Origin of the sequence: Chelativorans sp. ZYF759 (assembly GCF_012911015.1) — a bacterium.
Taxonomy (GTDB): Bacteria; Pseudomonadota; Alphaproteobacteria; order Rhizobiales; family Rhizobiaceae; genus ZYF759.
The window spans coordinates 58,253-77,826 of sequence record NZ_WVVV01000003.1 but is presented as its reverse complement, the minus strand read 5'-3'; the positions used below and the strand labels follow the sequence as shown (position 1 = coordinate 77,826).

Below are 19,574 nucleotides of genomic sequence, written 5' to 3'. Positions count from 1 at the left end.
CGGCGATGGTCTTCTCGGCACTCTTCGGCCCGTCACCGCCGGTCCTGAAGGGGAAAGCCGTCACGCTTCGCGCGGCGCGCATGAGCGACTTTCGCGAGTGGGCCAGTCTGCGCGGAGCGAGCCGCGCCTTTCTGGAGCCATGGGAGCCGAGCTGGGCTTTTGATGAACTGGAGCGCGCGCCCTGGCGCCAGCGCCTGTCGCGCTACGGGCGCGAATATGCACAAGGCGCGGCGATGTCGCTTTTGATCTTCGAGAACCAGACCGGCCGGCTGACCGGCGGCATTTCCATGGGAAACATTCGCCGCGGCGTCGCCCAGTCGGCGCAGATCGGCTATTGGATGGGTGAGCAACATGCCGGCAAGGGCTATATGGGTGCCGCGATCCGGCTGCTGCTCGAACACGGCTTCGATGTCATGCGGTTGAACAGGATCGAGGCGGCCTGTATCCCCGACAACGAAAGATCGATCCGCGTGCTTGAAAAAGCCGGATTTCGGCGGGAAGGGCTCTTGCGGTCCTACCTGCGCATCAATGGAGCATGGCGGGATCACTTTCTCTACGCGATTACCGCGGACGATTACCGGCAAGCGAAACGAGGCTGACTTCGTGGCGAAACCAATTCCTCATTTCTGGCGGTGGCTGCTTGCCCTCATCGCCTTCAGCCTCTTCCTCTCCAGCCAGCCGGCGCTCGCCGTCGAACCGATCCGCATCACGCGCGACGATGCCGCGCTCGACCTTTCCGGGGTCATCGAGATCTACCGCAACCAGGGGTCGAATTTCCAGGTTTCCACGGCGCCCGGCATCGACGGGATCGTTCGACGCATCGAGGTGGAGGCCCAGGACGAACGCTCTTCGGGCGACTGGGCCGTCTTCGCCATCGCCAACACCACCGACCAGCAATTCGACCGGCTCATCGTGGCCCCGCATTTCCGCATGGCGGGCTCGGGCATGTTCTGGCCAGACCTCGGCTCGGGACGGATAGCTTCCATCACGCCCAGCGAGGGCTTTGCGCTCGATCGTCAGGCAAGCGACGACGCCGACATCTTCCTGCTCACCATCAATCCGGGCTCGATCGTGACCTTCGTCGCCGAGATGCAGTCCTCGCGCCTGCCGCAGATCTATCTGTGGGATCCCGACGTCTACAAGGACACGGTCAATTCCTACACGCTCTACCAGGGCATCGTGATCGGCATCGCTGGCCTTCTGGCCCTGTTCCTGACGATCCTCTTCGTCATCAAGGGCACGGCCATGTTCCCCGCGACGGCCGCCTTCGCCTGGGCGGTGCTCACCTATGTCTCGATCGATTTCGGCTTCCTCAACCGGGTGATGGAGATATCTCCCGGCAACGAGCAATTGTGGCGCGCGGGCACGGAGGTGGCGCTCGCCACAAGTCTGCTCGTGTTCCTCTTCGCCTATCTCAACCTCAACCGCTGGCACATGCACTTTTCCTACGGCGTGCTGGCCTGGGTGCTGGCTCTGGCTGCCATCGCCGGGCTTGCCACCTTCGATCCTTCGATCGCGGCCGGCACGGCGCGGATCTCGTTTGCCGCCACCGCGGTGGTCGGCGTGGGGTTGATTACCTACTTCGCCTATCGGGGCTACGATCGCGCGATCATGCTCATCCCGAGCTGGCTGATGATCCTGGTCTGGCTGTTCGGCTGCTGGCTCACGGTCACGGGACAGCTCGACAACGACATCATCCAGCCCGCGCTCAGCGGCGGCCTCATCCTGATCACGCTCATGATCGGCTTTACCGTGATGCAGCACGCCTTCGCCGGTGGAGCGCTGAACCAGGGTCTGTTCAGCGACGTCGAGCGGCAGGCGCTCGCGCTGACGGGGTCGGGCGACACGGTATGGGACTGGGACGTCTCGCGCGACCGTATCGTCACCCGGCCCGATGTCAGCCGCCAGCTCGGCCTGTCCGAGGGAAGCCTCCATGCGGCGGCCCGCAACTGGCTTCCTGCCCTCCATCCAGATGATCGCGACACTTTCCGGACCACGCTGGACATGATCCTCGAGCATCGTCGCGGTCGTGTGGCGCAGACATTCCGCATGCGCGGCGCCGATGGGCACTATCACTGGTTCACGTTGCGCGCGCGCCCCGTCATCGGCTCCGACGGCGAGGTGGTGCGCTGCGTCGGCACGCTGGTCGACACGACCGAGCAGAAGAAGGGCGAAGAACGCCTCCTCTACGATGCCGTGCATGACAATCTGACCGGCCTGCCCAATCGCGAGCTCTTTCTCAATCGCCTCGACGCCGTTATGGCACTCGCCCAGAGCGAACAGAATGTGCGGCCGTCGGTCTTCGTCATCGACATCGACCGGTTCAAGCAGGTCAATGATGGCCTGGGCATCTCGGCCGGCGACACGATCCTGCTGACCATCGCGCGGCGGCTGCACCGCCTGCTCGACGCGCGCGACACGCTGTCGCGTTTTTCCGGCGATCAGTTTGCCCTCATGCTCTTGTCGGAGCAGGAGCCCGGGCGGATCGCCGAGATGGCGGATGCCATACGTGCCGCGATCAGCGCGCCGATCAGCTTCGCAAAGCGCGAGATGGTGCTGACGGCCTCGATCGGCATCGTCTCCTGGACCAGCCAGCATGCCGCCGCCGATGACATGGTCAAGGATGCCGAACTCGCCATGCAACAGGCCAAACGCTATGGCGGCGACCGGGCCGAGCCGTTCAGGCCCGCCTTCCGTTCGGCCGGCACGAGCCGGCTCCAGATCGAATCCGACCTCCGTCGTGCCCTGGAGCGCGGGGAAATCAAGCTTGCCTATCAACCGATCGTCCGCCTCGAAGACCGGACCATTGCCGGATTCGAAGCGCTCATGCGCTGGGATCATCCACGCCGTGGCAGCGTGCCGCCGGCCGAGTTCATCCCGATCGCGGAGAACTGCGACATCATCAACCAGCTGGGCCTGTTCGCCATGCAGACGGCCGCCGAAGACCTCAGCGCCTGGCAGCGCGCCGTGGGCGAGGTACCGCTGTCGGTGTCGGTCAACCTGTCGAGCCGGCAGCTCCTGCGCCGCGATCTGGTCAACGACGTGCGTTCCGTCATCGCGCGCTCGGCCATCAATCCCCGCTGCTTCCGCCTCGAACTGACCGAATCGCTCATCATGGACAATCCCGAGCAGTCGGCTCACGTGCTCGCCCGGTTGAGAAAGCTCGGCATCGGCTTGTCGCTCGACGATTTCGGAACCGGCTATTCCTCGCTGGCCTACCTGACACGTTTTCCCTTCGACACGATCAAGATCGATCGCAGCTTTCTCGATGACGCCAGTCCGAAGCGGGCCGTGCTGCTCCGCTCGATCGTCAGCATGGCGCACGGGCTCGGCCTGGCCGTGGTGGCCGAAGGCATCTCGGAGGAAGCCGATGCGGAGGAACTGCGCGAGATGGGCTGCGAATTCGTGCAGAGCTACATGTTCGGGCCGCCGGTCGACCGGTCGGTCGTCATCGATCTCCTGAAGGAGCAGTCGCGCGCCGTTCAGGCGTGACCGGCATCGCTCGACAGGAAAACCGGATCGATGCCGAGCGAGGCGAGGACGCGGTCATAGGTGTGCTCGATGTCGGTGCCGAAGAGAATATCCGCGCTTGCCGGACAGGTCAGCCAGCCATTCTGGACGATCTCGCTTTCGAGCTGCCCTGCCCCCCAGCCGGAATAGCCCAGCGCCATGAGCGCGCGCTGGGGACCATTGCCGGTGGACATGGCGCGCAGGATGTCGACCGTCGCGGTAAGGCAGACGCCCTCCGATACGGCCAGGGACGATTCGACCATGTAGTCGCCGCTGTGCAGCACGAAGCCGCGGCTGCGGTCGACCGGCCCGCCGTGCCGCACGACGATCTTGCGCGTCTCGTCGGGCAACCGGATGGCCTCGTCTTCCTCGATCATGCCGAGCTGGACGAGGAGATCGGGAAAACTCAGCTGCTGGGGCTGGTTGATGATCAGTCCCATCGCCCCTTCCTCCGAATGCGCACATACATAGATCACCGAGCGCGCGAACCGGTCGTCCGACATGCCGGGCATGGCAAGCAGGAACTGCCCGTCGAGAAACGCGCTGGCTGGTCCCTGGAGATTGTCCTTCATACTCATCCTCGGGAGGCTAACGCGTTTCGCACGTGCGATAAAGCCGTTGCGACCCGGCACACGCCGGAAAGCGACCTCGAACGCGGCTCACATGAATATGAAGGACGGGCGCTGCCTGCGCTCTTGCGCGCGTGGCGGCGAGTGCCCAATGTCCGCGCCATGTTGAAAGTCGCCACGCTCGTCACCCTCGCTCTCCTGGGCGCCTCGCCTGCTTTCGCGGGCAAGGCCAGCGACTGGCTTCACACCGAAGGCGGCTCGATCCGTCTCGTCACGGAGGCCGAAGCAACCGACGGCGTGCTGCGCGGCGCCCTGCAGATCGTGTTGAAACCTGGCTGGAAGACTTATTGGGCTGATCCGGGGGATTCCGGCATCCCGCCTTCGGTGGTGGCGTCGGGCCCCGGGATCGAAACGCCGGAGATCGGCTTTCCCGCCCCCAGGCTGATCGATGACGGCTACGCGCCCTTCGTGGGCTACGACCGGCCGGTGACGCTTGCCCTGTCCTTTCCGCTCCCGGATGGCGAGATACCGTCAAATTTCACCGCCGAACTGTTTCTCGGCGTGTGCGAGACCATCTGCATCCCCGTGCAGGCAAGTCTCGAGGTCAGGGATGCAGCAGACGGCCTGCCCGCGGAGGAATTGGTGACACGGGCTTTCGACAGCCTCCCGCGCGCGGCCGACGAGACCTTTCACGCGCGCCTGGTCGGCATGCGTGGCGACCGCATGGTCATCGAGGCGGAATATCCCGAAGGCGCGAAACTGATCGACCTCCACGTCGTCAGTTCCGAAGCGTATATGTTCGGCACCGCCGAACGGTCGGACGACGACGGCGCCTTGTTCCTGTTGCCCTTCACCGACACGGATCACGCGCCTGCCCGGGCCGAGGTCGCCTACACGCTCGTGACCGATGTCGGCGCCGTCACGGGAACCCTCGCCCTGCCGCAATAGCTGCGCTTGCCTTGCCGCCGGCCGCACGCTACGTCAGCGCTCTCCCGTTTTCCTCCCCTTCAGAAAGGCTTAACATGACGATTGGAGTTGGCGACAAGCTGCCGGCAGCGACCTTCAAGGTACCCGCTGCGGATGGCGTCAAGGACATGACAACCGATGAGGTCTTCGCGGGCAAGAAGATCGTGCTGATCGGTGTGCCGGGCGCCTTCACGCCCACCTGCAGCAACAACCACCTGCCGGGCTATATCGAGAACTACGACGCACTGCTCGGCAAGGGCGTCGACGGCATCGCCGTCCTGTCGGTCAACGACCAGTTCGTGATGGAGGCCTGGGCGCGCTTTCTCGGCGCGGAGGACCGCATCCTCTTCCTGGCCGACGGCAATGCTGCTTTCTCCGAGGCCATCGGGCTGGCGATCGACCTGTCGGTGGCGAATTTCGGCAAGCGCTGCCAGCGCTTCTCCGCCCTCGTCGACGACGGCGTCGTGAAGTCGCTCAACATCGAGGTGGAACGCGGCAAGGCGACCAATAGCGGCGCGGCCGCCATGCTCGAGCAGCTCTGATCAGGCGATGGCGCCGCCGTTCTTCTTGAACGGTGCCATTGCCATACGGGCGAGCTCGTCGGCTCGCTCGTTTTCCTCATGGCCGGCATGCCCCTTCACCCAGTGCCACTTGACCTTGTGGCGCTGATTGGCCTCGTCGAGTGCCTGCCAGAGTTCGACGTTCTTCACGGGTTTCTTGTCGGCCGTCTTCCAGCCGCGGCGCTTCCAGCCGTGGATCCAGCTGTTGATGCCGTCCATGACATATTTGCTGTCGGTGTGGATCAGCACCTCGCAGGGTTCCTTCAAGGCGTTGAGCGCATTGATCGCGGCCAGAAGCTCCATGCGGTTGTTGGTGGTCTGGGCCTCGCCGCCGGACAATTCCCGGACGCGGCCGTTGTGACGCAGGATGGCGCCCCAGCCACCGGGACCGGGATTGCCGGAGCAGGCACCGTCGGTGAATATCTCGACTGATTTCACGCGTCCGCCCGCTGCTCGTCCAGACCGTAGGCCGATGCGGATTCGATGCCGCGGTGAAAGCGCATGCGTCTCAGATATTCCATCGGGTCCTTCTTCACCACCAGGCTGCCCGCGGGCGTGTTGATCCAGTCATAGAGCCTTGTCAGCATGAAGCGCATGGCGGCGCCATGCGCGAGAACCGGCAATGCCGCGACCTCCGCGGACGACAAGGGGCGCACCGACCCGTACCCCCTCAAGAGCGCCATGCCCTTGGTGAGATTGAAGGAATGGTCCTTCTCGAAACACCAGGCGTTGAGGCAGACGGCGAGATCGTAGGCAAGGAAGTCCGTGCAGGCGAAATAGAAGTCGATCAGACCCGGCCTGCCGGCCAGGAACAGCACATTGTCGGGGAAAAGATCGGCATGGATCACCCCGCGCGGCAGGTTCGACGGCCAGTTCCGCTCCAGCAGGGCGAGATCCCCTTCCGCTTCCCCGACGAGGCCCTTCTCGACTTGCTCGGCCCCGTCTCGCGACCTGTTCCACAGGGGGCGCCAATCATCGACCGACAGCGAGTTGGCCCGCTCCATACCGAAATCGGCACCCGCCAGATGCAGTTTCGCCAGCGCCACGCCGACCGCGCGGCAGTGCTCGGCATTCGGGCGGCGCGGCCACATGCCCTCGATATAGGTCACGATCGCCGCCGGCCGGCCGGCGAGTTCGCCCACCACCGCACCGTCGTCGCGCTCCACGGGCTGCGGACAACGCACGCCCCTACCCGCAAGGTGCCGCATCAGCCCCAGAAAGAAGGGAAGATCGTCCCGGTCGACACGCTTCTCGTAGAGCGTCAGGAAATAAGGTCCGCGCGCCGTGTGGAGCATGTAGTTGGTGTTCTCGACGCCTTCGGCGATACCCTTGAATGACAGGAGTTCGCCGATGTCGTAATGCGCGAGGAACGCGACGAGCTCTTCCTCGGAAATATCCGTATAGACCGCCATAAGGCCCTCCTCAGGCCGAGCCGTTGAGGAACGCCATGTCCTGGCTCGTCAGTTCGACGTCGCGAAGATCGCGCATCACCGGGAAGTTCTCCGTCTCTTCCGTGGTGATGGCCAGTTCGAGTTCGGTATCGAAACGCTTGCGGAAGCCCTCGATGATCTCTTCGACGATGATCTCAGGCGCCGAGGCTCCCGCCGAAAGCCCGATCACCGCGCCGGGCGGGATCGTCTCCCAGGGGATGTCTTCGCCGCGCTGGACGAGCAGCGACCGGGCGGCCCCCGCCCGCACCGCGACTTCGACAAGTCGCTTGGAGTTTGACGAGTTCGGCGCGCCGACGATCAGGAACAGATCCGTGCCGGGAGCGGCCTGCTTGACCGCCTCCTGGCGGTTGGTGGTCGCATAGCAGATCGACTCGGCCGAGGGCGCGATGATGTCGGGAAAGCGCGCCTGCAGCGCACGGATCACGCCTGCCGTGTCATCGACCGACAGCGTCGTCTGGGTCACGAAGCCCAGTTCCCCCTCGCCCGGCCGCTCCATGCGCGCGGCATCCTCTTCGGTCTCCACCAGCGACACCGAGCCTTCCGGCAACTGCCCCATCGTGCCGATGACTTCGGGGTGGCCGGCATGGCCGATCAGGACCACATGGCGGCCGAGCCGCTGGTGGCGCATCGCCTGCTTGTGGACCTTGGAGACCAGCGGACAGGTCGCATCGAGGTAGAAGAGATTGCGCGCCTCTGCATCGGCCGGCACGGCCTTGGGCACCCCATGGGCGGAAAAGACGACCGGACACTGCCTGTGCTCGGCGGGGATCTCGTGCAGTTCCTCGATGAAGATCGCGCCGCGGGCCTGCAGTCCTTCCACGACATATCGATTGTGGACGATCTCATGCCGGACATAGACCGGCGCGCCGTATTTCTTCAGCGCCAGGACGACGATCTGGATCGCGCGATCCACGCCGGCGCAGAAGCCGCGCGGGCCGCACAACCTGATGGTCAGCGTCTGTCGGCCGCTCTCGGCCCCATTCGTTGCATTCTCGGACATGGGTCGCAGATGGCGTCGCACGCCGCCTCCTGTCAAGGGTTGCAGTCGCTTTGGAACCGTCCAGCGCGCCAGTGGTTATTGACCCATGCAATCACCTGACTGGAGAAGGGTCTCATGCATTCCATTATCTACATCATCGGACTGATCGTCGTTATCGTTGCAATCCTGTCTTTCCTGGGTCTTGCCTGACGATTTCGTTCAAGGACGCCTGGGAAAGCGGTTGCGCCAGGCCCAGGCGGCCATGACGATCACAAGCGTCAATGCGAGACCGTACCAGGTCATCGCATATTGCAGATGGCTGTTGGGCAGGTCGATGCGCGTCACGCCGCCGATCGGCAGCCCCCCCGGATTCTCGGCCGCCCCCGCGTCAACGAAGAACGGCAACACCGTCTCGTCGTCCAGACCGGCGCTGAGCGTCATCTCCCGAATGTCCTTCCAGTAAAATACGTTCTTCGCGGGATCGTTGTCCGGCACGATGAAGGATGGCTTTTCTTCCGGCGCCGTGCGCGACAGGCCCGCGATCTCCACCACACCCTCGACCTGCCCCTCGGCGCGCCTTGCGGCGTCCTTTCGGTCATAGGGCACGAACCCACGATTGATGAAGATGAAACGCCCGTCGGCTAGTTCCAGCGGCGTCAGCACCTGGAAGCCCGACTGGCCGCGCCACGTCGCCAGATAATGGCGCTCGGCCTCGTGGTGGAACACGCCGCTGAGCGTCACCGGCCAGTATTCGACATCGCGCGTGGTGGCATACCGCGTCTCGATATCCGTCAGCGGACGCGGTTCGGCAACCACCCTCTCCTCGATCGTCGCGAGCAGACCCTCTTTCCAGGCAAGCCGCTCGACCTGCCACGTGCCCAGCGCCAGGAGGGCGGCCAGGGTGAGAAGGCATGCGATGCCCATCAGGATGGTCGCGCGGCGCGTCATGCGCGGATTTCTGGCTGCCGTCTCGGTCATCAGCGGTCGTCCAGCCGCCCTTCCGCGGCGCTGTTGCGGTACTGCAGGGCGATCAGCAGCCCCTTGAACAGCCGCAGTGCGCCAAGCGAAAGCACCAGCACGAGCGGAATCCACAGGCTGAAATGCACCCAGAGCGGCGGGTCGAGATTTACCTCCACCCAGAGCGCCAGGCCCACGACGACGAAGCCGATCAGAAGGATCACGAAGGCGACCGGCCCATCGCCCGAATCGGCGAAGCCGTAGTCCAGACCGCAGGCCTCGCAGCCGGGTCTGAGTGTCAGGTATCCGTCGAAGAGCTTGCCTTCGCCGCAGCGCGGGCAGCGCCCGGCCAGGCCGGCGCGAAAGGGGTCGGCCTGCGGCGCAGGCGGGCGGTGGTCGTGCATGGCATTCATCCGATGCAAATGAACCTCGATTGGAGCAATCCAAAGGCAAGGGGCGGCCCATGTCGCCATGGCCGCCCCCCAAGTTCCAGGTGTCTAGCCCCGGCGGTCAGTGATGGTAGATGTCGGCCCCGACGGAAGCCCACACATAGATGGTGGCGAAGAGGAACAGCCACACCACGTCGACGAAGTGCCAGTACCAGGCAGCGGCCTCGAAACCGAAATGCTGCTTGGGCGTGAAGTGACCGGCCATCGCGCGCAGCAGGCACACCAGCAGGAAGATCATGCCGATGATGACGTGGAAGCCGTGGAAGCCCGTCGCCATGAAGAAGGTTGCGCCGTAGATCGAGCCGGAAAAGCTGAAGGGAGCGACCATGTACTCGTAGGCCTGCACGCAGGTGAAGAGGATGGCCAGCGCAACCGTCAGCGCCAGACCCCAGACGAGGCCCTTGCGGTCGTCGTGAAGCAGCGCGTGGTGCGCCCAGGTCACCGTGGTGCCCGACAGCAGCAGGATGATCGTGTTGTAGAGCGGCAGGTGCCAGGGATCGAGAACCTGGATGCCTTCCGGAGGCCAGATACCGCCTGTGTAGGCCACGCGAGAGACCTGCGCGGCCTCGTGCGGAAACAGGCTCGCATCGAAGAATGCCCAGAACCACGCCGCGAAGAACATCACCTCCGAGGCGATGAACATGATCATGCCGTAGCGCAGATGCAGCGAGACCACGCGCGTGTGATGGCCCTCATGGGCTTCCTTGATGGTGTCCGCCCACCAGCCGAACATCGTGTAGAGCACGACGGCCAGGCCGATCAGGAACAGCCATGGATTGGCCAGGTTGATGCCGAGTATGGCGAAGCTGTTGCCGTTCAGGCCCTGCATCCAGCCGACGCCGCCGATCGCCATGAGAAGAGCGCCAACCGAGCCGAAGAACGGCCAGGGGCTGGGGTCGATGATATGATAGTCGTGGTTCTTTGCGTGCGCTTCGGCCATGTTCAACCCCCGATTTCCGACGCGGCAGCCGGCGCCGCATCCTGGCTGGTCCCACGCGCGGCGAGCGGACGATTGCCCTCCACGGTGGGGAAGAATGTGTAGGAAAGAGTGATGGTTCCGATGTCACCGATCTCGACGATGGCCGGATCCACGTAGAAGACGACGGGCATGTCCATTTCCTCGCCGGGCTGAAGCTCGGTCTCGGTGAAACAGAAACATTCCATCTTCATGAAATAGGCGCCGGCCTGCTCGGGCACGACGTTGAAGGTCGCCGTCCCCGTCGTGGCAGTCATGCCCCTGTTGACGGCGGAATAGTGCACCTGCGTCGTCTCGCCGATCTTCAGCGTCACGGAGCGCTGTTGCGGCTTGAAATCCCAGGCGAGGCCGCGGACGTTGGAATCGAAGCGCACCCGCACGTCCTTGTCGAGGATCGTGCTCGAATATTGCTCCACGCGCTGCGTGGTGCCGCCATATCCCGTGACCTGGCAGAACAGCTCGTAGAGCGGCACGGCCGCAAAGGCCACGCCCAGCATTCCGGCAAAGAAGGCCGTGCAGGCGCCGGCCACCATCAGGTTGGAACGCTTCTTCCTGTCGTCCGTCGCTGGTGTGGTCGTCATGATCTCCCTCACATCGGCCGGCTGAGGATCTCGGGTCCGAAGACGGTGATCGTCGCCACGTAGAAGATGACGACGAGGGCCACCAGCACCAGCGCAATGCCCATCGAGCGGCTGCGCTGCGCCTTCTTCTGTGCTTCGGTCAGTACGACGTATTCTTGTTCCATATCAGGCTCCCAGAGCCCCCACCAACCGCGCGACGCCGCTGTCGACGAGAAGTGCGGCGAAGATCGCGAAGAGATAAAGCAGCGAATAGGCAAACAGCGCCTTGGCCGGCCGCATCACGACGTCGTCGTCGGCCATGCGCAGCACCTTCCAGGCAGAGCGCACGAAGCCAAGACCGAGCAGCGCGGCGACAACGCCGTAGACGATGCTGGCCTGCCCGATCACCCATGGCAGGATGCCGACCAACGCCACGACGGCTGTGTAGGCAAATATCTGGCGGCGCGTCGAGGCGTGGCCCGCCACATTGGGCATCATCGGAACGCCAACCCGGCCGTAATCGTCCGACTTGAACAGCGCGAGCGCCCAGAAATGAGGCGGCGTCCACAGGAAGATGATCAGGAACATGATCAGCGGCTCGATCGCCACCGATCCCGTTGCCGCGGCCCAGCCGATGATCGGCGGAAAGGCGCCAGCGGCCCCGCCGATGACGATGTTCTGCGGCGTCGAGCGCTTCAGCCACATCGTGTAGACGACCGCGTAGAAGAAGATCGTGAAGGCTAGCAGCGCCGCCGACAGCCAGTTGGCCAGGAGGCCGAGGGTGACGACCGAGAATGCCGACAGCACGATGCCGAAGACCAGCGCCTCGCCTGGCTGGATGCGTCCCGTGGCAACCGGGCGGCCAGCCGTGCGGCTCATGACGCGATCGATATCGGCGTCGTACCACATGTTGAGCGCGCCCGAGGCGCCGGCGCCGACCGCGATGGCCAGGACGGCGATCACGACCTGGAACGGGTTGAGCGCGACAGGTGCGGTGACCATGCCGACGAAGGCGGTGAAGATGACGAGCGACATCACCCGCGGCTTGAGCAGCGCGAAATAGTCCGCGGGCGTGGCTTCCGATACATGGAAGCCCGGCTCGTCAAACACGTGTTTATCGACCAACGCCATTTTCGGTCTTTTCCAACTCTTCTTGTTTTGAAGGCCGCCGCGTCATGCGCGGCGACCTTTGATACGCGAAGCCGCTGCAGGTCTTACTTGACCTTGGGCAGCTGCTCCCACTGGTGGAAGGGCGGCGGGGAAGGCAGCTGCCATTCCAGCGTCGTTGCACCCTCGCCCCACGGATTGGCCCCGGCCTCGCGCTTCTTGGCGAAGGCCTCGAAGACGCCGTAGAGGAAGACCAGCGTGCCGATGGCGGCCAGGTAGGAGCCGTAGGACGACACCATGTTCCAGCCCGCGAACGCATCCGGATAGTCGACATAGCGACGGGGCATGCCGGCGAGACCCAGGAAGTGCTGGGGGAAGAACAGCACGTTCACGCCGATGAAGGTCAGCCAGAAATGGATGCGCGCGATGAGCGAGTTGTACATGTAGCCCGTCATCTTGGGGAACCAGTAGTACCAGGCCGCGAAGATGCCGAACACCGCGCCCATCGACAGGACGTAGTGGAAGTGCGCCACGACGTAGTAGGTGTCGTGCATGTAGCGGTCGAGACCGGCATTGGCGAGCTGCACGCCCGTCACGCCGCCCACGGTGAACAGGAAGATGAAGGCGATGGCCCACATCATCGGCGTACGCATCTGGATCGACCCGCCCCACATCGTCGCGATCCAGGAGAAGATCTTGATGCCGGTCGGCACCGCGATCACCATGGTCGCAAAGACGAAGTAGCGCTGCGTGTTGAGCGACAGGCCGGTCGTGTACATGTGGTGTGCCCACACGACGAAGCCGACCGCGCCGATCGCCACCATGGCATAGGCCATGCCGAGATAGCCGAAGACCGGCTTTCTCGAGAAGGTCGCCACGATGTGGCTGACGATGCCGAAAGCGGGCAGGATCAGGATGTACACCTCGGGATGACCGAAGAACCAGAACAGGTGCTGGAACAGGATCGGGTCGCCGCCGCCGGCCGGATCGAAGAAGGTCGTGCCGAAATTGCGGTCCGTCAGCAGCATGGTGATGCCGCCCGCCAGAACCGGCAGCGCCAGAAGCAGCAGGAAGGCGGTGATCAGCACCGACCAGGCAAAGAGCGGCATCTTGTGCAGCGTCATGCCCGGAGCGCGCATGTTGAAGATGGTGGTGATGAAGTTGATCGCGCCGAGGATCGACGAGGCACCCGCGATGTGCAGGGCCAGGATCGCGAGATCCATTGCCGGCCCGGGGCTGCCGCTGGTCGATAGCGGCGGATAGATCGTCCAGCCCGTTCCCACACCGTACATGCCGGGCGCGCCGGGGACGAACATGGACATCAGAAGCAGGAGGAAAGCCGGCGGCAGCAGCCAGAACGAGATGTTGTTCATGCGCGGGAACGCCATGTCAGGCGCGCCGATCATGATCGGGATCATCCAGTTCGCGAAGCCGCCGATCAGGGCGGGCATGACCATGAAGAAGATCATGATGAGGCCGTGGGCGGTCGTGAACACATTGTACATGTGCTTGCCGCCGTCGATGGCGGCGTCGCCCTCGAAGCCATAGACCATCGCCGCAAGGCCATGGAAAAGACGGATCTCGGGCTCCGCCAGCTCGTAGCGCATGGCGACCGAGAGAAGGCCACCCAGGATGCCGGCCGTGATCGCGAAGATCAGGTAGAGAGTGCCGATATCCTTGTGGTTTGTCGAATAGACCCACCGCGTCCAGCCAGTCGGCTTGTGATCGTCATGGGCGTGAGCTGCCGCGCCTGCCATATTCCCGCTCCGTTGTCCTTAACTCGTTACCGTCTCTTGATCAGTCCGCCGCCTGGGCGACGGAGCTTTCCGCGTAGATCGCTGCACGCAGCGCCTGGTTGGCGCCCGGCACGTCCGTCGCGGCGGCGACGAGCCAATCGTTGTAGAGTTCCTGCGAGACCACGCGTACCGCGATCGGCATGAAGGCATGGTCCATCCCGCAGAGCTCGGAGCACATCCCGTAGAAGATGCCCTCGCGCTCGGCGCGGAACCAGGTTTCGTTGATGCGGCCCGGAACGGCGTCGCTCATGATGCCGAAGGCCGGGATCTTCCAGGCATGGATCACGTCGGCTGCCGTCACGAGCACGCGCACGGTGGTGTTCACCGGCACGACGACCTCGTTGTCCACGGCCAGGAGCCGCGGATAGAGCGCGCGGTCTTCCTTGTTCTGGGCGGCGCGATCGCCGTCGCGCAGCATCAGCGAGGCAAAGGACACGTTTTCTTCCGCATCCTGGTACTCGTATTCCCAGAACCACTGCAGGCCGGTTGCCTTGATGGTGATCTCCGGCTCATCCGGCGGCGTGTACTGCGAGGTCAGCAGCTGGAAGGAAGGCACCGCGATCATCAGCAGCACGACCACGGGCGCCACGGTCCAGATGACCTCGATCGTGGTGTTGTGGCTGGTGCGCGACGGCACCGGATTGGCGCTCGCACGATAGCGGACCATGCACCAGGCCAGAAGAAACAGCACAAGCAGCGTGATCGGAATGATGAACCACAGCGTGAACTGCTCGAACCAGCGCAGTTCCTGCATGATGGCGGTTGCCGGCTGGGGAAGACCCATCTGCCACGGCATCGGTTGGCCGCCAGGCGTCTGAGCATGTGCAAATCCCATCGGGACCAACGCGCCAAGGGCGGCTAGGCTCGCTGTAATCTTTCTCATCACCCTCTTACTCTCCCGGGTCGATCCTTGGCGAATGGCGAATAGGCGCCGGATGGCGCACGGACTCATCCTCGCCTTCGGGCGTTCAAACCATACTCTTATCGGGACCGCAAGGAAGCCATGATCACAGATGTGCGGCATTTTTGCGCGCGAGTTGCGGTACTTGCCCGTCCGTGCCTTGTTTTGGCTCAACTCGGCGTCGAATGGGCTGGGGACTGCCGATCAATCGGAGACGCGGCCGCAACGCCCCGATACACCTGGCCGCAGCCTGCGGCTTTTCGCGTCGCGCCTGTCACGGTACATTCTCGTGATTCGCAAGGAAAAAACACATGCAGACGCCGTTTCGCCGCTCATTGCCGATCATCGCCGCGCTCGTCAGCCTCGGCGTGACGGCGCCCGCAATGGCCCAGGAGGCCAGCGGCGTGCGCTCGACCCATGGCGGATGGTCCATCATCTGCGACACGCCGCCCGGCGCCAGCAGCGAACAATGCGTGATGATGCAGAATGTCGTGGCCGACGACCGTCCCGAGATCGGCCTGTCGGTGGTCGTGCTCAAGACGGCCGACCGCTCCGCCGAGATCCTGCGCGTGCTTGCCCCGCTCGGCGTGCTTCTGCCCAACGGTCTCGGTCTAAATATCGACGGACAGGACATCGGCCGCGCCTATTTCGTGCGCTGCTTCGACGATGGGTGCTACGCGGAGGTCATCCTCGAGGAACCCTTGCTGACCAGCCTGCGCCAGGGCGAGCTTGCCACCTTCATCGTCTTCCAGACCCCGGAAGAAGGCATCGGCATTCCCGTCGAGCTCGAAGGCTTCGACGCGGGTTACGCCGCCCTGCCCTGACGATCTTGTTCGCGCGACCCCGGCTGCTCGGCCGGCTTTCGCTCGTGCGTGGGTGTATCTCGCGCCGGGCAACCTATATCAGCGCCTGAGAGCCATCAAAGGGAGCCCGACCTTGTCCTCCAGACTGATCGAATCCTTCGACATTTCGGAAGAATCGCTTCGCCGCATCGTGGCCGACACGATCCATGGTGCCGATGACGGCGAACTCTTTCTCGAGGCGAGCGAAAGCGAAGCTCTTCTCTTCGACAATGGCCGTCTGAAAACCGCCAACTACAACACCGACCGTGGCTTTGGCCTGCGCGCGGTGGCGGGGGAAGCCACGGGCTACGCCCATTCGAGCGAGATGAGCGAGGCCGCGCTGCTGCGTGCCGCCGACGCGGTATCGGCCGTCAAGGCTGGCTATTCGGGCAAGCTCGCTGCACCGCCGCCCGGGACCAATCAGAAGCTTTATGGCGACGAGAACCCGCTTGCGGCGCCCGGCTTCGAGGAGAAGGCAAAACTCCTGCAGGAGATCGATGTCTGGCTCAGGGCGCGCGATCCGCGCGTGCGGCAGGTCACCGCATCGCTCGCCGCCTCCTGGCAGCATGTTGAGATCCTGCGTGGCGACGGCAGCTTTGCCAGCGACATCCGCCCGCTGGTCCGCTTCAGCGTTCAGGTCGTGGTGGGCGATGGCGACCGCCAGGAAACCGGCTCCTACGGCATGGGCGGCCGCAAATCGTTCGGCGCGTTCATTGCCGAGGACAGGTGGAGGCATGGCGCCGAGGAGGCGCTGCGCCAGGCGCTGGTCAACCTGTCGGCCGCGCCCGCGCCCGCCGGCACCTTCGACATCGTTCTGTCCGCGGGATGGCCGGGCGTGATGCTGCACGAGGCGGTCGGCCACGGGCTCGAAGGCGACTTCAACCGCAAGAAGACCTCCGCCTTCTCGGGCCTGATGGGCCAGCAGGTCGCGGCCAAGGGCGTGACGGTGGTCGATGACGGCACCATGACGGAACGGCGCGGCTCGCTGACCATCGACGATGAGGGCACGCCCACCAACCGCACCGTGCTCATCGAGGATGGCAAGCTGGTCGGCTACATGCAGGACCGCCAGAACGCGCGTCTCATGGGAATGGAAGCGACCGGCAATGGCCGGCGCGAATCCTACGCCCACGAACCCATGCCGCGCATGACCAACACCTACATGACGGCGGGCAACCACACCCCCGAAGAGATCATCTCCTCGGTCAAGAAGGGCATCTACGCCGTTTCCTTCGGCGGCGGCCAGGTCGACATCACCAGCGGCAAGTTCGTTTTCGCCTGCACGGAAGCCTACATGATCGAAAACGGCAAGGTGACGACCCCCATCAAGGGCGCCATGCTGATCGGCAACGGACCGGATGCGATGCACCGCGTCTCCATGGTCGGCAACGACATGAAGCTCGACACCGGCATCGGCATGTGCGGCAAGGCCGGCCAGGGCGTCCCCGTCGGCGTCGGCCAGCCGCATCTGAGGATGGACGCGATGACGGTTGGCGGCACGCAGATGTAGGTTTGCGGCTTAGAAGCTGATCTTCACCGACGCGGCGCTGCGCTTCGCTTCCCCGTGAAAGACGGCTTCGATGTTGTTGCCGTCTGGATCGAGCAGGAAGGCGGCATAGTAGCCGGGGTGATAGCTGCGCTCGCCGGGCGTGCCGTTGTCCCTGCCGCCGGCCGCAAGACCCGCTGCGTGGAACGCTTCCACCAACCCGCGGTCGCCTGCCTGAAAGGCCACGTGGTGCCGGCCCGTCAGTTGTCCGGCCGCCGCCTCGCTGTCGGCAGACGAGACGACGAATTCGTCGACCCAGAAATAGCCGGGGCCCTCGCCGCCTATCGGGATGTCGAGCGCGCCGAAGATGGCCATATAGAAACGACGGCTTGCGTCAATGTCGCGCACGACCAGTTGGATGTGGTCGATCAGCCGCCCGCGATGAAGTTCATGGGTCTCCATTGCATCCTCCTGTCACGTCGAGGGCGGAGGCTAGCCGTCGCGTGGCGGTGGTCAATGGCGGAAGTGAAGACTACAGCCATGATGCTGCCGACTTGGGCATCCGCCGATCGGGGTCGATGATCTCGAGCCGCGGCGCGCCCGAACTATTCCATCGCCACAACGCAATGCATCCACCCATCGCGCGCGAGAGTGAAGGTGGCGGCGAGCGCCATCAAGCATAAATGCCAGCGCGGGCAGCCTCGAGATAAGCGAGCACCTTGTCGGCCTTTCCCTCGCGGACGAGGTCGTAGGCGGTCTTGCCCGCCCAGCCTGGGATGGGCTGGTGCTTGAACCAGATCGCGGCTTGATCCTCCCCACCAGCCATCTCAGCCGCCATCTCCAGAATCCGCTTCACGTCTTGATCTTTTCTAGTCACCATAGCCTTCGCCTCCATTATTTCAGCATGTCACCGGTTGCTACCGACAGTCCAAACTGCATGCTGGTGCCGCCATCTTTCGCCAACTGAACGAACCTTCCCCATGCCCCTCCCCTCCTCCATCGTCATCCTCACCGGCGCCGGGATCTCCGTCGAATCCGGCATTCCGAGCTTTCGCGACAAGAGCGGACTCTGGTCCATGGTCAATTGGCAGGACTACGCCACGCCGGATGCGTTTGCCCGCGACCCCGGTCGGGTGCGCGACTTCTACAACAAGCGGCGGCGGGCCATGGCCGGCGTGCAGCCCAACGCGGCCCATCACGCGCTGGCGCGGCTGGAAGCCGGGTTCAGGGGCGATCTCCTGCTCGTGACCCAGAATATCGACGACCTGCACGAGGCAGCCGGCTCCCGGCGCCTCGTCCACATGCATGGCGAACTGGGCTCGGCCCTGTGCGAAGCCTGCGGCATGCGCTCGCGCTGGCCGGGCGACATGACGGTGGATTCAAGGTGCCCGCAATGCGAGAGCGCCGGGCGCCTGCGCCCCGACGTCGTCTGGTTCGGCGAGATGCCCTACCAGATGGATCGCATCTACCGGGCGCTGGGCGAAGCCGATCTCTTTGTCGCCATCGGCACCTCCGGCCACGTCTATCCGGCCGCCGATTTCGTCGAGGAAGCGCGATTGAACGGCGCCCACACCCTGGAACTCAACCTGGAACCGTCGGAGACCGCGGCCTCGTTTGCGGAGGCTATTCATGGCCGCGCCACCGAAATCGTGCCGGCCTTCGTGGATCGGCTGCTCGAGACCTCGTAAACCACCCCCGTGGAGCCTTGGCGCTGCTTGCGCGTTGCCATGGTGCCGCGACCGGCGGTGGAGAAACAGGGACAAAGCGCTCGGATGCAATCCTTCAGCAGACACATCATCGCGGGCGTCCTGACCGTGATACCCCTCGGGGTCACCGTCTGGATCGTATGGTTCATCTTCGACATCCTGATCTGGCTCGGGCGACCGGCGACGCTGGCGCTCGCCCGCGCGATGCGCCCGACGTCGCCGCAATTCTCCGATCTGCTGGCCGCCGGATGGTTCCAGTCGGCGATCGCCCTCGTCATGGCGCTGATCATTCTCTACGTGGTCGGTCGCGCAACGAATGTCGTGATCGGCCGGCGCATGCTGAAGATCATGGACCGCATCGTGGAGGCCGTACCTGTCGTGCGCACGATCTACGGCGCGACCCAGACGCTGGTCCGCTCGATCGGCGGCGGTAACGGCACGCCTTCCGGCAACCGTGTCGTGCTGATCGAGTTTCCCGGCACGCATATGCGCACCGTCGGCCTGGTGACAAAGGTGTTTGCCGCGACCGACGACCAGCCCGAGCTGGCGGCCGTTTACGTGCCCACGACACCCAACCCCACGTCCGGATATGTGGAGATCGTGCCCACCAGCCGGCTCACATGGCTCGACTGGACCAAGAATGAGGCGATGGCCTTCATCGTCTCCGGCGGCGCCATGTCACCCGACACGATCCCGATCAAGTGGATCGACGAAGAGACCCGGCCCCAGGACGCCGAGATGAAGTGACGGCATGGCGCG

Annotated in this window: 21 protein-coding genes and 1 pseudogene; 8 read left to right on the top strand and 14 right to left on the bottom strand. The window is 64.3% G+C overall.

Annotation, left to right across the window (positions count from 1 at the left end):
• Positions 1 to 5: 5 nt before the first annotated feature.
• A complete protein-coding gene (locus GRZ55_RS06540) occupies positions 6 to 599 on the top strand; it encodes a GNAT family N-acetyltransferase (protein WP_169286110.1) in 594 nt (197 codons plus the stop codon).
• A gap of 37 nt (positions 600 to 636) precedes the next feature.
• Positions 637 to 3,492, top strand: coding sequence for an EAL domain-containing protein (locus GRZ55_RS06535; protein WP_246734583.1), 2,856 nt, complete (start codon positions 637 to 639; stop codon positions 3,490 to 3,492).
• Here the strand turns inward: GRZ55_RS06535 and GRZ55_RS06530 are convergent.
• Entirely contained in the window at positions 3,483 to 4,082 is a 600-nt protein-coding gene (locus GRZ55_RS06530) for a YqgE/AlgH family protein (RefSeq protein ID WP_169286108.1), read from the bottom strand. The two genes, GRZ55_RS06535 and GRZ55_RS06530, sit on opposite strands and share 10 nt — an antisense overlap.
• 159 nt (positions 4,083 to 4,241) lie before the next feature.
• On the opposite strand from GRZ55_RS06530, the gene GRZ55_RS06525 reads away from it, so the two are divergent.
• Together GRZ55_RS06525 and GRZ55_RS06520 are read left to right on the top strand one after the other, a co-directional pair.
• A complete protein-coding gene (locus tag GRZ55_RS06525; RefSeq protein ID WP_169286107.1) occupies positions 4,242 to 5,027 on the top strand; it encodes a protein-disulfide reductase DsbD domain-containing protein in 786 nt (261 codons plus the stop codon).
• A gap of 74 nt (positions 5,028 to 5,101) precedes the next feature.
• Positions 5,102 to 5,587 (top strand): peroxiredoxin, encoded by a 486-nt coding sequence (locus GRZ55_RS06520; RefSeq protein WP_169286106.1) that lies wholly within the window; start codon positions 5,102 to 5,104, stop codon positions 5,585 to 5,587.
• Here GRZ55_RS06520 and rnhA read toward each other — a convergent pair whose 3' ends face one another.
• The 11 genes from rnhA to coxB all read right to left on the bottom strand — a co-directional run bounded on the left by rnhA (position 5,588) and on the right by coxB (position 14,763).
• Entirely contained in the window at positions 5,588 to 6,043 is a 456-nt protein-coding gene (gene rnhA, locus GRZ55_RS06515) for a ribonuclease HI (protein ID WP_169286105.1), read from the bottom strand. It abuts the gene before it with no gap.
• Positions 6,040 to 7,017: a homoserine kinase gene (locus tag GRZ55_RS06510; protein WP_169286104.1), complete on the bottom strand. Its 978-nt coding sequence runs from the start codon at positions 7,015 to 7,017 to the stop codon at positions 6,040 to 6,042. Before GRZ55_RS06510 ends, rnhA begins: the two co-directional genes overlap by 4 nt.
• 10 nt (positions 7,018 to 7,027) lie before the next feature.
• Positions 7,028 to 8,056: a 4-hydroxy-3-methylbut-2-enyl diphosphate reductase gene (ispH, locus tag GRZ55_RS06505; protein ID WP_169286353.1), complete on the bottom strand. Its 1,029-nt coding sequence runs from the start codon at positions 8,054 to 8,056 to the stop codon at positions 7,028 to 7,030.
• A gap of 198 nt (positions 8,057 to 8,254) precedes the next feature.
• The gene (locus tag GRZ55_RS06500) at positions 8,255 to 9,013 is read right to left on the bottom strand and encodes an SURF1 family protein (RefSeq protein ID WP_169286103.1); all 759 of its coding nucleotides are present in this window, start codon (positions 9,011 to 9,013) and stop codon (positions 8,255 to 8,257) included.
• Complete coding sequence (locus tag GRZ55_RS06495; protein ID WP_169286102.1) at positions 9,013 to 9,396, bottom strand: DUF983 domain-containing protein; 384 nt, start codon at positions 9,394 to 9,396, stop codon at positions 9,013 to 9,015. The genes GRZ55_RS06500 and GRZ55_RS06495 overlap by 1 nt, the downstream gene beginning before the upstream one ends.
• A 106-nt stretch (positions 9,397 to 9,502) precedes the next feature.
• Positions 9,503 to 10,381: a cytochrome c oxidase subunit 3 gene (locus tag GRZ55_RS06490; protein WP_169286101.1), complete on the bottom strand. Its 879-nt coding sequence runs from the start codon at positions 10,379 to 10,381 to the stop codon at positions 9,503 to 9,505.
• A gap of 2 nt (positions 10,382 to 10,383) precedes the next feature.
• The gene (locus GRZ55_RS06485) at positions 10,384 to 10,998 is read right to left on the bottom strand and encodes a cytochrome c oxidase assembly protein (protein WP_169286100.1); all 615 of its coding nucleotides are present in this window, start codon (positions 10,996 to 10,998) and stop codon (positions 10,384 to 10,386) included.
• Between the two features lie 8 nt (positions 10,999 to 11,006).
• Positions 11,007 to 11,162: a hypothetical protein gene (locus GRZ55_RS06480; RefSeq protein WP_169286099.1), complete on the bottom strand. Its 156-nt coding sequence runs from the start codon at positions 11,160 to 11,162 to the stop codon at positions 11,007 to 11,009.
• Position 11,163: 1 nt separating this feature from the next.
• Entirely contained in the window at positions 11,164 to 12,108 is a 945-nt protein-coding gene (locus GRZ55_RS06475; RefSeq protein WP_169286098.1) for a heme o synthase, read from the bottom strand.
• 83 nt (positions 12,109 to 12,191) lie between these two features.
• Complete coding sequence (ctaD, locus tag GRZ55_RS06470; protein WP_169286097.1) at positions 12,192 to 13,841, bottom strand: cytochrome c oxidase subunit I; 1,650 nt, start codon at positions 13,839 to 13,841, stop codon at positions 12,192 to 12,194.
• A 40-nt stretch (positions 13,842 to 13,881) separates the two neighbouring features.
• A complete protein-coding gene (gene coxB, locus GRZ55_RS06465; protein WP_169286096.1) occupies positions 13,882 to 14,763 on the bottom strand; it encodes a cytochrome c oxidase subunit II in 882 nt (293 codons plus the stop codon).
• A gap of 401 nt (positions 14,764 to 15,164) precedes the next feature.
• On the opposite strand from coxB, the gene GRZ55_RS06460 reads away from it, so the two are divergent.
• Positions 15,165 to 15,605: an invasion associated locus B family protein gene (locus tag GRZ55_RS06460; protein WP_246734582.1), complete on the top strand. Its 441-nt coding sequence runs from the start codon at positions 15,165 to 15,167 to the stop codon at positions 15,603 to 15,605.
• Positions 15,606 to 15,717: 112 nt separating this feature from the next.
• Positions 15,718 to 17,133, top strand: coding sequence for a metalloprotease TldD (gene tldD / locus GRZ55_RS06455; RefSeq protein WP_210257245.1), 1,416 nt, complete (start codon positions 15,718 to 15,720; stop codon positions 17,131 to 17,133).
• Between the two features lie 9 nt (positions 17,134 to 17,142).
• Here tldD and GRZ55_RS06450 read toward each other — a convergent pair whose 3' ends face one another.
• Both GRZ55_RS06450 and GRZ55_RS06445 read right to left on the bottom strand, forming a co-directional pair.
• Positions 17,143 to 17,571 carry a VOC family protein gene (locus tag GRZ55_RS06450; protein WP_169286094.1) on the bottom strand — a complete coding sequence of 143 codons (429 nt, stop codon included), beginning with the start codon at positions 17,569 to 17,571 and terminating at the stop codon, positions 17,143 to 17,145.
• A 211-nt stretch (positions 17,572 to 17,782) separates the two neighbouring features.
• Positions 17,783 to 17,959: pseudogene (locus GRZ55_RS06445) on the bottom strand (antitoxin Xre/MbcA/ParS toxin-binding domain-containing protein); the annotation flags it as partial.
• Between the two features lie 130 nt (positions 17,960 to 18,089).
• Between GRZ55_RS06445 and GRZ55_RS06440 the strand changes: the two are divergent.
• Entirely contained in the window at positions 18,090 to 18,797 is a 708-nt protein-coding gene (locus GRZ55_RS06440; protein WP_169286093.1) for an NAD-dependent deacylase, read from the top strand.
• Between the two features lie 84 nt (positions 18,798 to 18,881).
• On the top strand, positions 18,882 to 19,562 hold the full coding sequence (locus tag GRZ55_RS06435) for a DUF502 domain-containing protein (RefSeq protein ID WP_169286092.1): 681 nt from the start codon (positions 18,882 to 18,884) through the stop codon (positions 19,560 to 19,562).
• The last annotated feature ends 12 nt before the right edge of the window (positions 19,563 to 19,574 follow it).

Excerpts from the sequence above, each read along its gene's own strand:
- GRZ55_RS06440 (WP_169286093.1), top strand. The coding sequence starts at position 18,090 with ATGCCCCTCCCCTCCTCCATCGTCATCCTCACCGGCGCCGGGATCTCC.
- GRZ55_RS06485 (WP_169286100.1), bottom strand. The coding sequence starts at position 10,998 with ATGACGACCACACCAGCGACGGACGACAGGAAGAAGCGTTCCAACCTG.
- GRZ55_RS06530 (WP_169286108.1), bottom strand. The coding sequence starts at position 4,082 with ATGAAGGACAATCTCCAGGGACCAGCCAGCGCGTTTCTCGACGGGCAG.
- GRZ55_RS06500 (WP_169286103.1), bottom strand. The coding sequence starts at position 9,013 with ATGACCGAGACGGCAGCCAGAAATCCGCGCATGACGCGCCGCGCGACC.
- GRZ55_RS06525 (WP_169286107.1), top strand. The coding sequence starts at position 4,242 with ATGTTGAAAGTCGCCACGCTCGTCACCCTCGCTCTCCTGGGCGCCTCG.
- GRZ55_RS06490 (WP_169286101.1), bottom strand. The coding sequence starts at position 10,381 with ATGGCCGAAGCGCACGCAAAGAACCACGACTATCATATCATCGACCCC.
- ispH (WP_169286353.1), bottom strand. The coding sequence starts at position 8,056 with ATGTCCGAGAATGCAACGAATGGGGCCGAGAGCGGCCGACAGACGCTG.
- GRZ55_RS06480 (WP_169286099.1), bottom strand. The coding sequence starts at position 11,162 with ATGGAACAAGAATACGTCGTACTGACCGAAGCACAGAAGAAGGCGCAG.
- GRZ55_RS06510 (WP_169286104.1), bottom strand. The coding sequence starts at position 7,017 with ATGGCGGTCTATACGGATATTTCCGAGGAAGAGCTCGTCGCGTTCCTC.
- coxB (WP_169286096.1), bottom strand. The coding sequence starts at position 14,763 with ATGAGAAAGATTACAGCGAGCCTAGCCGCCCTTGGCGCGTTGGTCCCG.
- GRZ55_RS06540 (WP_169286110.1), top strand. The coding sequence starts at position 6 with ATGGTCTTCTCGGCACTCTTCGGCCCGTCACCGCCGGTCCTGAAGGGG.
- GRZ55_RS06450 (WP_169286094.1), bottom strand. The coding sequence starts at position 17,571 with ATGGAGACCCATGAACTTCATCGCGGGCGGCTGATCGACCACATCCAA.
- GRZ55_RS06460 (WP_246734582.1), top strand. The coding sequence starts at position 15,165 with ATGGCCCAGGAGGCCAGCGGCGTGCGCTCGACCCATGGCGGATGGTCC.
- ctaD (WP_169286097.1), bottom strand. The coding sequence starts at position 13,841 with ATGGCAGGCGCGGCAGCTCACGCCCATGACGATCACAAGCCGACTGGC.
- GRZ55_RS06475 (WP_169286098.1), bottom strand. The coding sequence starts at position 12,108 with ATGGCGTTGGTCGATAAACACGTGTTTGACGAGCCGGGCTTCCATGTA.
- GRZ55_RS06495 (WP_169286102.1), bottom strand. The coding sequence starts at position 9,396 with ATGCACGACCACCGCCCGCCTGCGCCGCAGGCCGACCCCTTTCGCGCC.
- GRZ55_RS06435 (WP_169286092.1), top strand. The coding sequence starts at position 18,882 with ATGCAATCCTTCAGCAGACACATCATCGCGGGCGTCCTGACCGTGATA.
- GRZ55_RS06520 (WP_169286106.1), top strand. The coding sequence starts at position 5,102 with ATGACGATTGGAGTTGGCGACAAGCTGCCGGCAGCGACCTTCAAGGTA.